The organism is Nostoc sp. FACHB-152 (assembly GCF_014697475.1).
Classification (GTDB): Bacteria; Cyanobacteriota; Cyanobacteriia; order Cyanobacteriales; family Nostocaceae; genus Nostoc_B.
In genome coordinates, this window is sequence record NZ_JACJRV010000037.1 from 51,614 (window position 1) to 63,374 (window position 11,761).

Sequence of the window (11,761 nt, forward strand, 5' to 3'; positions counted from 1 at the left end):
GCCCAAAAGGTAAAATTTTAGTCATTTACTTTGCTTTTTTTAGAAGTGATGGCAAAGCGTGATGTTTTTTACAATTTTCGCTGAGAGGTGTTATTTTATTTGCACCAAAATATTACAGATGAAGAGCATGAATACTTAGTTTGCAAGTATTATACCCATGAATCATAAAATTAACGAATTGTTATTCTTTGTAAATTAAATAGGGAAAGTATTGACTTTTTGCTCAGGAGTTTAAAGTTAAAAGGTAAATCAGGCACTTAATCTGAGGAATTTGAATTATTGTTAAAATCTCTCCAACAATGTACAAGTAAAGACTTTATAATTCAACAGAAACAAATTTCCACATAGCGTCTTCATCGCTGCTCCAGCCACCTCTGGAGAATGCGACTAAGGATCACTTTGTGGTTTCATGATTCCTCATTCCTTATCACGAGAGGAGGTCGAATGACGATTAGTCCTCCGGAGCGAGAGGAGAAGAAAGCAAGAGTAATAGTCGATAACGATCCGGTACCAACCTCATTTGAGAAATGGTCACAGCCTGGTCACTTCGACAGAACTCTAGCTAGAGGTCCCAAAACCACCACCTGGATTTGGAACCTCCACGCCCTCGCCCACGATTTTGATACACATACAAGCGATTTAGAAGACATCTCCCGCAAAATATTTGCGGCTCACTTCGGACACCTGGCCGTTGTGACGATTTGGTTGAGCGGGATGATATTCCACGGCGCGAAGTTTTCTAACTACGAAGCCTGGTTGAGCGACCCGTTGAACGTGAGACCCAGTGCTCAAGTCGTTTGGCCCATTGTGGGACAAGACATATTAAACGGTGATGTCGGTGGTGGCTTCCACGGCATTCAAATCACCTCAGGCTTGTTCCAGGTATGGCGTGGCTGGGGTATTACCAACTCCTTCCAGCTTTACTGCACAGCTATAGGCGGCTTGGTACTAGCAGGTTTGTTCCTGTTTGCTGGCTGGTTCCATTACCACAAGCGCGCTCCCAAACTGGAATGGTTCCAGAATGTTGAGTCGATGTTGAACCACCACCTGCAAGTTCTACTAGGCTGTGGTTCCTTGGGATGGGCTGGACACATAATTCACGTCTCCGCTCCAACCAACAAACTATTGGATGCAGGGGTAGCTGTTAAAGATATCCCCTTGCCCCATGAGTTCATCCTGAACAAGAGTTTGTTGATCGACCTATTCCCCGGCTTTGCTAATGGTTTAACACCTTTCTTCACCTTGAACTGGGGTCAGTATGCTGACTTCTTAACTTTCAAGGGTGGTTTAAACCCAGTAACCGGCGGTCTGTGGATGACTGATATTGCTCATCACCACCTAGCGATCGCTGTACTCTTCATTATCGCAGGTCATCAATACCGCACTAACTGGGGTATTGGTCACAGCATCAAAGAGATCCTCGAAAACCACAAAGGCCCCTTCACAGGGGAAGGTCACAAGGGTCTTTATGAAAACATGACCACCTCCTGGCACGCTCAATTGGCAACTAACCTTGCCTTCTTGGGTTCGCTGACCATCATCATCGCGCATCATATGTACGCGATGCCTCCTTATCCATACTTGGCAACTGACTACGCAACTCAGTTGTGTATCTTTACTCACCATATATGGATCGGTGGATTCTTGATTGTTGGTGGTGCGGCTCACGCTGCCATCTTCATGGTGCGAGATTATGATCCTGTAGTTAATCAAAATAACGTTCTGGATCGGGTGATTCGTCACCGGGATGCAATTATTTCCCACCTCAACTGGGTTTGTATTTTCCTAGGCTTCCACAGCTTTGGTCTCTACATCCACAACGACACAATGCGTGCCTTGGGCCGTCCCCAAGACATGTTCTCCGACAATGCAATTCAGTTGCAGCCAGTGTTTGCGCAATGGGTGCAAAACCTGCACACCTTGGCTCCTGGTGGCACTGCTCCCAATGCCTTAGAGCCTGTTAGCTATGCCTTTGGCGGCGGTATCTTGGCTGTAGGTGGCAAAGTCGCAATGATGCCCATTGCTTTGGGTACTGCTGACTTCTTGATTCACCACATCCATGCTTTCACCATTCACGTAACAGTTCTGATTTTGCTAAAGGGCGTATTGTTCGCTCGCAGCTCTCGCTTGATTCCTGATAAAGCCAACTTAGGCTTCCGCTTCCCTTGCGACGGCCCAGGCCGTGGCGGTACCTGCCAAGTTTCAGGTTGGGATCACGTCTTCTTAGGACTGTTCTGGATGTATAACTCCCTGTCAATTGTAATTTTCCACTTCAGCTGGAAGATGCAATCTGATGTTTGGGGAACAGTTGACGCAGCAGGTAATGTGTCTCATATTACTGGTGGTAACTTTGCCCAAAGTGCCATCACCATCAACGGCTGGTTGCGTGACTTCTTGTGGGCGCAAGCTTCACAAGTAATCAACTCCTACGGAAGTGCGCTGTCTGCTTATGGACTTATGTTCTTGGGCGCTCACTTTGTTTGGGCATTCAGCTTAATGTTCCTGTTCAGTGGTCGCGGCTACTGGCAAGAACTCATTGAGTCTATCGTTTGGGCTCATAATAAACTGAAGGTAGCACCAGCAATCCAGCCTCGCGCTCTGAGCATCACTCAAGGCCGTGCTGTTGGTGTAGCTCACTACCTCTTAGGAGGAATTGCTACCACCTGGGCATTCTTCCACGCACACATTCTTTCAGTAGGATAGCAATCAGTTATAAGGAGTGCTGAGTGCTGAGTGATGGGTAATCGCTCAAAGCTCAAAACTCAGAACTCCAAAAGCTGATGCCTGATGGCTAAGGGTCAGAGGAAATATCAAAGCTATGGCAACAAAATTTCCAAAATTTAGCCAGGATCTCGCACAGGACCCAACTACGCGTCGCATCTGGTATGCGATGGCAATGGGCAACGACTTTGAAAGCCATGATGGCATGACTGAAGAAAATCTTTACCAAAAGATTTTCGCTACCCACTTCGGTCACTTGGCAATCATCTTCTTATGGGCTTCTAGCCTCCTGTTCCACGTGGCCTGGCAAGGTAACTTTGAACAGTGGATTAAAGATCCTCTACACATCCGCCCAATTGCTCATGCGATTTGGGATCCCCACTTTGGTAAACCAGCAATTGAAGCTTTTACCCAAGGCGGTGCTAGTAATCCTGTAAACATTGCATACTCTGGTGTTTATCACTGGTGGTACACCATTGGCATGCGGACAAACAATGACCTGTACACAGGTTCAGTCTTCCTGTTGTTGTTGGCGGCAGTGTTCTTGTTTGCTGGTTGGTTGCACTTACAACCCAAGTTCCGTCCTAGCCTCTCTTGGTTCAAGAGTGCTGAACCCCGTCTAAACCACCACTTAGCTGGTTTGTTCGGTGTTAGCTCTTTGGCTTGGGCTGGTCACTTGATCCACGTTGCTATCCCTGAATCTCGCGGTCAGCACGTAGGTTGGGACAACTTCCTCAGCACACTACCTCACCCAGCAGGTCTGCAACCTTTCTTCACCGGTAACTGGGGCGTTTACGCGCAAAACCCTGATACCGCAGGTCATCTGTTCGGTACTTCTCAAGGCTCTGGTACAGCGATTCTGACCTTCTTAGGTGGTTTCCATCCTCAGACAGAATCTTTGTGGCTGACCGACATGGCTCACCACCACTTAGCGATCGCAGTGATATTTATCATTGCTGGTCATATGTACCGGACTAACTTCGGTATTGGTCACAGCATCAAAGAAATGCTGAACTCCAAAGCTGGTTTAGTACCTGGTAGCAAGAGCGAAGGTCAGTTCAACCTGCCTCACCAAGGCTTGTACGACACCTATAACAACTCTCTGCACTTCCAGTTAGGTTTTCACCTAGCTGCATTGGGAACCGTAACTTCCCTAGTAGCACAGCATATGTACGCAATGCCTCCTTATGCATTCATTGCTAAGGACTACACAACTCAGGCAGCGTTGTACACACACCATCAATACATTGCTATCTTCTTGATGGTTGGTGCTTTTGCTCACGGTGCAATTTTCTGGGTACGTGACTACGACCCCGAACAAAACAAAGGCAACGTACTCGACCGAGTACTGAAGCACAAAGAAGCGATTATCTCTCACCTCAGCTGGGTATCGCTATTCTTAGGCTTCCACACCTTAGGTTTGTACGTTCACAACGACGTAGTAGTTGCTTTCGGTACTCCTGAAAAGCAAATCCTGATTGAGCCAGTATTCGCTCAATTCGTTCAAGCTGCTCACGGTAAAGTGCTTTACGGCTTAGACACCTTGCTGTCTAACCCTGACAGTGTTGCTTACACAGCTTACCCCAACTACGCAAACGTTTGGTTGCCTGGTTGGCTGGATGCCATTAACTCTGGCACCAACTCTTTGTTCTTAACAATTGGCCCTGGCGACTTCTTGGTACACCATGCGATCGCACTAGGTCTACACACCACCACCCTCATCCTAGTCAAAGGTGCTTTGGATGCTCGTGGTTCTAAATTAATGCCAGATAAGAAAGACTTCGGTTACGCATTCCCTTGCGATGGCCCTGGTCGTGGCGGTACTTGCGACATCTCCGCGTGGGATTCCTTCTACTTAGCTCTGTTCTGGGCATTGAACACAGTAGGTTGGTTAACCTTCTACTGGCACTGGAAACACCTGGGTATTTGGCAAGGTAACGTTGCTCAGTTCAACGAAAACTCTACCTACCTGATGGGCTGGTTCCGTGATTACCTGTGGGCTAACTCTGCACAGTTGATTAACGGTTACAACCCCTACGGTATGAACAACCTGTCTGTCTGGGCTTGGATGTTCCTCTTTGGACACCTAGTTTGGGCTACCGGCTTCATGTTCCTCATCTCCTGGAGAGGTTACTGGCAAGAGTTGATTGAAACTTTGGTTTGGGCGCACGAGCGTACTCCTCTAGCTAACCTAGTTCGCTGGAAAGACAAGCCCGTTGCTCTGTCCATCGTTCAAGCTCGTTTGGTTGGTTTAGCTCACTTCACCGTTGGCTATGTCCTCACCTACGCAGCCTTCCTCATCGCCTCCACTGCTGGTAAGTTCGGTTGATCTGGCTACTAGTTTTGTAGGTAAGTAATTAAAATCCCCTGCCGCAAGGTGGGGGATTTTTTGTTGGTACAAGTATTAAATTCTCTCTTTACTAATGGGAAGGATAAAAGAAGAGGTAGACAAAATGTTGGAATGTCCAATATTCACTAAATAGGAGCAATTATGCAAAGAGCAAAGATTAACTACATAAAGTGGATTACAGAGACAATCAATAAAATGAATACTCACCAACAGGAAGATCCTGAATCTTGGCGTAAGTTTTGGAAAGAAAGCTATGAAGGTATAAGTAAATATGCAAGCAAAAAAAGTTGCAGAATGTGTGCTGCATACGGTTTATGGTATTTAGGATACATTGTTGATGGTGACAGAGATTTTCAAGACTGGGAACTTTCAAAAATTAACCATGAGTTAGGAAAAAATGCGGTATATGCAGTTATAGCTATAGAAAAGTTAGATCAACAAGAAGATGTAAGTAAAAAGGAATTATGGGCTTATGTTCAAGAACGATATCGGCAGGAAAAATTTCCGAAAAAAAGCAAAACAAAGCAAGCTAAAAGTGAAGCAGAATTTGAAGAGCCGGCTGACGATGATGCAGGAGCAATTAAAATAGCATTGGTGTTATTTACAAATAATCGTATAGTTCAATTATCAAAAAGAAAGTAGAAAAAAGGTTAAATCATAAGTTAATAGTAACTTGTAGGATAAAGCAAACATCTAATTGTAATTAGACTACTATGTAAAATAACAAATGCAAGAGAAACGCGATCGCCTATAAATACTACGCTTATTGAATCATAAGTTCAAGTAATATTATCGCTCTCTGAAGAAGAACGCTACCTTTTAGAAGAAAAGCTATTCTTTAATTCTCCCTATCCATCAACATCGGAGATTATAGAATTATCACAAAGAAGTAAAGTATTTGAATTTTTAGATGATGAACCAGATTTATATACCTTGGAAGACGGGGAGCCTATATAAATGTCTCTAGTAAAAGGAGATATCGTTTTGGTTCCATAGCGAGGCAGGAAAAGCGTAAATTTGAAGACTACAGCCAATAAGGTTGCAGAATTTGCTAAACTCCAACTTCGGAGAGCAGGAATAAACTTAAGTATGGGGAATTTTGGAGGGGTCTTAGGGTGACTCACCATGAACGTGTAATCACAGAACAAATTTATCCAAAAGATATTTCATGGGTATTCTGGCCAATAGTGCCACTCTACCCCTATGGCAGACGGCGAACAATTCGCAAGGAAGTCATCAAAGACACCATCTGGACTTTTGACCAATTGCAGGGCATCTTTTATGTTGTTGTGCCTATTCGGATGACAGTTGTCAAATTAGATGAGGGCGGTTTACTAGTCTATGCGCCTGTTGCACCGACTAAAGAATGTCTTCAACTTGTTCAAGAATTAGTGACAGAACACGGCGATGTCAAATATATTATCTTGCCAACTATCTCTGGCATAGAACATAAGGTTTTTGTTGGCCCCTTCGCTAGATGCTTTCCCAATGCACAGGTGTTTGTCGCCCCTAATCAATGGAGTTTCCCGGTTAATCTGCCATTAAGTTGGCTGGGTTTACCTGCAAAACGGACGCAAGTATTGCCAGAAGACATTAACCAAACACCTTTTGCAGACCAGTTTGACTATGCAATATTGAAAACTATTGATTTAGGCCCAGGTAAATTTACAGAAGTGGCATTTTTTCACAAGCGATCGCACACTTTATTAGTAACAGATTCGGTGGTATCTATACCAGAAGAACCACCAGCGATCGTCCAACTTGATCCCTACCCTTTACTCTTCCATGCCAAAGAGAAAGGTTCTGATATTGTTGCTGATAATCAAGCAAATCGTTTGAAAGGATGGCAACGCATCACCCTGTTCGCTTTGTATTTCCAACCCAGTGTACTAGAAGTACCTGCATGGGGCGAAGTGTTCCGTGATGCATTGAAAGCACCAGAACGTTCTCGCAAAGCTTATTTTGGGTTATTCCCTTTCAAATGGAAACATAACTGGGAGAGGTCATTTTACGCCTTGCGCGGCGATGGGCGTTTATTTGTCGCACCAGTTTTACAAACCCTCATTCTTAACCGCGCACCCAGAGAAACACTTGATTGGGCGGATAAAGTGGCAAGCTGGGATTTTCAGTGGATTATTCCCTGCCATTTTGACGCACCAATTAAAGCCCAACCGCAGCAATTTCGCCAAGCATTTTCTTTTTTAGAAAAGCGACCAGTTGCGAGTACAGGTTTGTTTAATAGTAGTAGCTATCCTTTACCGGAAGATGATTTTAAAATTCTCCGAGAAATTGATGCTGGTTTAAATAAGACTGGAATTGTCCCACCTGCAAAGGAGAAGGTTTAATAGACATCTAAAATAGTAGGCATATTGGTATTGGTACAAAGTAAAAGCCTATGTCACAGGCGATTCTTCAACAAATCCTTAATCAGTTAGACTTGCTAGAACCGGAGGAGTTACAGGAGCTAAATCAAGCTATTAAAGAACATTTTAGGAATCAAGAACAAGCTCAACGCACAAGATTCCACACAGAACTGCTAAATTCTGGTTTAGTCAAACAAATCAAACAAGCCTCTTCTAAGGGGCAAACTGAAAGGCGATTTATTCAGGTACAGGGTAAGCCTGTTTCTGAGACAATCATTGAGGAACGCCTCTAAATGGCAGTTTATTTTTTAGATAGCAGTGCGCTTGTTAAGCGTTACATAAGTGAGACAGGTTCAGCATGGGTTTTGAGATTATGCGACCTGGCACAAAATAACGAGATAATGATTGCTGCTATCACAGGTGTTGAGATTATAGCTGCAATTACACGGCGATCGCGTAGTGGAAGTATTCTTTCTCAAGATGCGATCGCTGTATGCGATCAATTTAAAAACGATCTACAGTCTGAATATCAAGTTGTCGAAATTACAGAAGGTATCATTAACTCTGCAATAGAATTAGCTCAAATTTACGGTTTGCGAGGTTATGATGCAGTTCAGTTAGCAGCTTGCCTTGCAGTTAACGCCCTGTGCATAGCTAACGGTTTACCACCTATGACACTTGTGTCTGCTGATGCCGAATTGAATACAGCCGCAGCAAGTGAGCATATTTTTGTAGAAAATCCCAATAACTACCCTTAACGTTTAATTCCCTTAAACCGTTCTTTTGCCGCTTGGAATTCCTGTTGCATGACAGATTGAATCTTTTGCGGATCGGGCTTTTTACCGCCCATCAAATCACCAAAGTAAACACAGGCTGCTTCGCCTAATGACCAAGTGTAAGCAGCTGCCCAAGAAGCTGCGATCGCACTGCCAAATCCTGGTATAAATTTAACTAGCTCTCGTCCGACTGCTTGGGCTAAAAATCCACCAGCGATCGCACTGACAATACCGCCTGCTTGCGATGGTGTGATTGTTTGCCCGTATAATTTTCCTAAAAGACCGACCATTGATACTTGCAATGTCGTTAATACAGGCATAGTTGCAAAGGGCAATGGGATAGCTGCCAAAGTTGCTGCCATGATGGAAAAGGTCAGCATATAACGCCGGCCCGCATCACGATAGATGTTACCAATTTGTTTGCCCACACCCTGTTCTAACAACTGATGAATTGCACGGGCTTCGGCTTCTGGTAAAAGTTCGGCTAAAGCATCTCTAAATGCTTCTAAACCGTAGAATACAGGATTGTAACCATCTTCTTCTAAAGTGAAGTCAATCAGAACAGCGCGATCGTATAATCCTGCAAAAGCTTGCTGCATTTGGACAAAGGCACGTTGAACTTCCTCCGACTCTGGCGGATAAGCTGGATGATCAGCTGTCTCAGGAGGATAAACCTCATGCAAGCAAGTAACAGCTAATAAACAAGGGATATCAGGATATTGCTGACGTAGTTTTTGAGCAATTTGTCGTAATGCTTCAGTGGCAAAATCATTAATTTTGACTGTGAGAATAAACACCCTCGCGCCGCGACTCGACTGTTGCAGATCACCTACTAATTCTTGAATAATTGCCTGAGTTTCTTGGTTAATGTCTCCCAATCCTACCGTATCTGTAAAAATGAGCAACGGTAGGTCATTAGAAGGATAGGCATAACGCTCAGTATGTTGTGTATGAGGGCGGAATCCTTGACCGACAATTTCCGCCGAAACTCCTGTCAGTCCCCGCACAATCGAGCTTTTGCCAGCTTGAGGCTTGCCAATCAAAAGAGCTTCGGTGGTTGGCAGTTCAGCGCGGACAGCTTCTAAAATCTCTGCCACCTGAGTTTCACTGACACTATACCATTCAACAACGGTTTGTGATACTTGTTCTACAGGTAGGAATTGCATCACGCTGGCTGTTGCTTTCTTCCAGACACCTGCAATACGTTTATTCCAGTCCTCATGACCGGGCTTACTTGTCGCACCTTCAGGAGGTATATCCTGAGGCTGGTGATCATTAGTTTTATTGAACTCCTGAGAATCTGCTGATGGCAAATCAGTATTATGTTGCTCATTCATGGTATCAAAACAGCAGATAGATTCCAATTTAATTTTAGCGATCGCTCAAGATGCTTTTAACTAAGTAATTGCATTGTTAAATCTTGACGATGCTCACTTGTCATTTTAAATGATTCAAAGCCAAGGGCAACGTTAACTTTAACGCAATCTACCAATCAATCAAATTCGTTATACCCTGAGATAGAGCTTCTCTCAACCTTGTTATCACTTATGATTTTTTACTCTGATTATCAGAGCCTAGAACTAGCCATTACTACTAGCAATGATTTGGTAAATTTATTACAATTTCCTTTTATGCAACGCGCACTCATAGGTGCTGTGTTGATGGGGATACTTGGAGGGTTACTTGGCTGCTTTGTGACCTTGCGCCAGTTATCATTTTTTAGCCATGCCGTTGGTCATGCTGCATTAGTCGGTGTAGCCTTGGGTGTGCTACTTCAGTTAAACCCCACTTGGATGCTATTGCCTTTCACGTTAGTTTTTGGTGTTATCGTTCTTTACTTCGTAGATAAAACTGATTTGGGCAGCGATAGCGTACTTAGTATAGTTCTCTCTGGTGCGTTGGCGATCGGCGTAATTCTTTCTAGCCTGATTCAGGGATATCGCGGTAATTTAATGGCGGTGCTTTTTGGAGATATTCTCGCTATTGATGCCAGCGACTTAATTTTAACGCTGCTGGTGTTGGGAATTAGTAGCATATTTTTATTATCGACCCTCAGACAACAGATTTTGTTGACACTGAATCCTGACGTGGCAAAAGTTCAAGGTATTCCAGTGGAGTTATACCGCTATGGATTTGTGATTCTGCTGTCACTAGCAGTTGCAGTAGCTATTAAAGCCGTTGGTGTTTTGCTTGTAAACGCCTTTTTAGTTATTCCCGCCGCTACAGCCAAGCTGATGAGTCAACACTTTAGCCGTTTTCTGTTGCTGTCTGTCGTAGTTGGTTCTTCTAGCAGCGTTGCAGGCATTCTTGTGTCGGGTATTTTCAACCTAGCCTCTGGCCCTAGTATTGTGCTTGTACAGTTTTTGCTATTCATAGCTATATTCATTATGAGTAAGCTGAGTTTGAGAACAGCTTAAATTTATTTACAAAAACACTTGCATAATTCATTTTTGTTTGCTACATTTATAAATCGTGGTGCAAAACAAAAAACGCGCCGGGATAGCTCAGTTGGTAGAGCAGAGGACTGAAAATCCTCGTGTCACCGGTTCAAGTCCGGTTCCTGGCATTATGAATTAACCCCTTGAAATGGTTGGATTTCAAGGGGTTTTTGGTTTATAAACCCTGATAAATACAGAACAAATGTTCTGTATTTCAAAGAAATTTTGGACATTATTGGACACCTTTAGACAAAAAATGGGTGTAAATTGGGTGTAAAAGCAATAGAGTAGAGGAGTAATTACACCTGATAAAGTTATGTTCTCGAAAACTCCTACAGGGCGGGCATCTAAGGGTTCTGTCTCGATCATTAACTCTAATGATCGGTTGCAGCTGCGATTTAGATATAAGGGCAAGCGTTATTACATCTCTACTGGTTTAGCAGATACCCCAAACAACCGGAAATTTGCTGAAAGCAAGGCATCTGAGATTGAGAACGATATGCTCTATAAGCAATTGGACTTAACTCTACAGAAGTACCAACCTCAATTTGCTCTGACTACGATTACACTCATTACACCCATTAAGAAACCTAAACCAGAATTAAACCAACTTTGGGATAGGTATAGCGAATTTAAGAAACCGCAAGTTAGTCCTAGTACCTACGCCAAAGATTTTGTCAAGCATCGAAATCACATCGCTAAGTTACCAACGCGATCGCTAGATGAAGCATCTGCTATTAGGGATTATCTTTTAGCCAACTTAACTCTAGATGCTGCAAAGCGTTGTTTAACTCAGTTCAAAGCTTGCTGCAATTGGGCAATGGAAGAGGGGCTAATTGAGGCTAACCCATTTGCTGCTATGAAAATCAAAGCACCCAAGGGGGCTACTGAAGAACAAGATATTAATCCCTTCAGTAAAGAAGAAAGAGATTTAATTATTCGTACTTTTGCTAGCGATCGCTACTACAGCCATTACACGAACTATGTACGCTTTCTGTTTTTTACTGGATGCTTAAGACAGATGCCAACATTTCAAGTATTAGGAATGTTATTTGAGGTATCTAAAACAGAGGCTAACGATACTTTTCATTATTGGATACCAATTTTACGAGA

Annotated in this window: 9 protein-coding genes and 1 tRNA gene; 9 read left to right on the forward strand and 1 reads right to left on the reverse strand. The window is 43.6% G+C overall.

Annotation, left to right across the window (positions count from 1 at the left end; genetic code table 11):
- Positions 1 to 444 precede the first annotated feature (444 nt).
- The 6 genes from psaA to H6G76_RS21660 all read left to right on the forward strand — a co-directional run bounded on the left by psaA (position 445) and on the right by H6G76_RS21660 (position 8,192).
- Positions 445 to 2,703 (forward strand): photosystem I core protein PsaA, encoded by a 2,259-nt coding sequence (gene psaA, locus H6G76_RS21635; RefSeq protein ID WP_190705341.1) that lies wholly within the window; start codon positions 445 to 447, stop codon positions 2,701 to 2,703.
- Between the two features lie 115 nt (positions 2,704 to 2,818).
- Positions 2,819 to 5,050 (forward strand): photosystem I core protein PsaB, encoded by a 2,232-nt coding sequence (gene psaB, locus H6G76_RS21640; RefSeq protein ID WP_190705343.1) that lies wholly within the window; start codon positions 2,819 to 2,821, stop codon positions 5,048 to 5,050.
- Positions 5,051 to 5,212: 162 nt separating this feature from the next.
- A complete protein-coding gene (locus H6G76_RS21645; RefSeq protein WP_190705346.1) occupies positions 5,213 to 5,713 on the forward strand; it encodes a DUF6979 family protein in 501 nt (166 codons plus the stop codon).
- Positions 5,714 to 6,186: 473 nt separating this feature from the next.
- Positions 6,187 to 7,416 (forward strand): DUF4336 domain-containing protein, encoded by a 1,230-nt coding sequence (locus H6G76_RS21650; RefSeq protein WP_190705349.1) that lies wholly within the window; start codon positions 6,187 to 6,189, stop codon positions 7,414 to 7,416.
- Between the two features lie 50 nt (positions 7,417 to 7,466).
- The gene (locus H6G76_RS21655) at positions 7,467 to 7,727 is read left to right on the forward strand and encodes a hypothetical protein (protein WP_190705352.1); all 261 of its coding nucleotides are present in this window, start codon (positions 7,467 to 7,469) and stop codon (positions 7,725 to 7,727) included.
- Positions 7,728 to 8,192, forward strand: a complete 465-nt coding sequence (locus H6G76_RS21660) for a type II toxin-antitoxin system VapC family toxin (RefSeq protein ID WP_190705355.1) — start codon at positions 7,728 to 7,730, stop codon at positions 8,190 to 8,192.
- Here the strand turns inward: H6G76_RS21660 and H6G76_RS21665 are convergent.
- Positions 8,189 to 9,547, reverse strand: a complete 1,359-nt coding sequence (locus H6G76_RS21665) for a GTPase family protein (RefSeq protein WP_190705358.1) — start codon at positions 9,545 to 9,547, stop codon at positions 8,189 to 8,191. The two genes, H6G76_RS21660 and H6G76_RS21665, sit on opposite strands and share 4 nt — an antisense overlap.
- A gap of 210 nt (positions 9,548 to 9,757) precedes the next feature.
- Here H6G76_RS21665 and H6G76_RS21670 point away from each other — a divergent pair, with 210 nt between their 5' ends.
- The 3 genes from H6G76_RS21670 to H6G76_RS21680 all read left to right on the forward strand — a co-directional run.
- Complete coding sequence (locus H6G76_RS21670) at positions 9,758 to 10,627, forward strand: metal ABC transporter permease (protein WP_190705361.1); 870 nt, start codon at positions 9,758 to 9,760, stop codon at positions 10,625 to 10,627.
- Positions 10,628 to 10,703: 76 nt separating this feature from the next.
- Positions 10,704 to 10,776 (forward strand) — tRNA-Phe (locus H6G76_RS21675).
- Between the two features lie 188 nt (positions 10,777 to 10,964).
- The coding region (locus H6G76_RS21680; protein ID WP_190705364.1) for an Arm DNA-binding domain-containing protein at positions 10,965 to 11,761 on the forward strand (797 nt) is incomplete at its 3' end.

Excerpts from the sequence above, each read along its gene's own strand:
- psaA (WP_190705341.1), top strand. The coding sequence starts at position 445 with ATGACGATTAGTCCTCCGGAGCGAGAGGAGAAGAAAGCAAGAGTAATA.
- H6G76_RS21670 (WP_190705361.1), top strand. The coding sequence starts at position 9,758 with ATGATTTTTTACTCTGATTATCAGAGCCTAGAACTAGCCATTACTACT.
- psaB (WP_190705343.1), top strand. The coding sequence starts at position 2,819 with ATGGCAACAAAATTTCCAAAATTTAGCCAGGATCTCGCACAGGACCCA.
- H6G76_RS21665 (WP_190705358.1), bottom strand. The coding sequence starts at position 9,547 with ATGAATGAGCAACATAATACTGATTTGCCATCAGCAGATTCTCAGGAG.
- H6G76_RS21660 (WP_190705355.1), top strand. The coding sequence starts at position 7,728 with ATGGCAGTTTATTTTTTAGATAGCAGTGCGCTTGTTAAGCGTTACATA.
- H6G76_RS21655 (WP_190705352.1), top strand. The coding sequence starts at position 7,467 with ATGTCACAGGCGATTCTTCAACAAATCCTTAATCAGTTAGACTTGCTA.
- H6G76_RS21645 (WP_190705346.1), top strand. The coding sequence starts at position 5,213 with ATGCAAAGAGCAAAGATTAACTACATAAAGTGGATTACAGAGACAATC.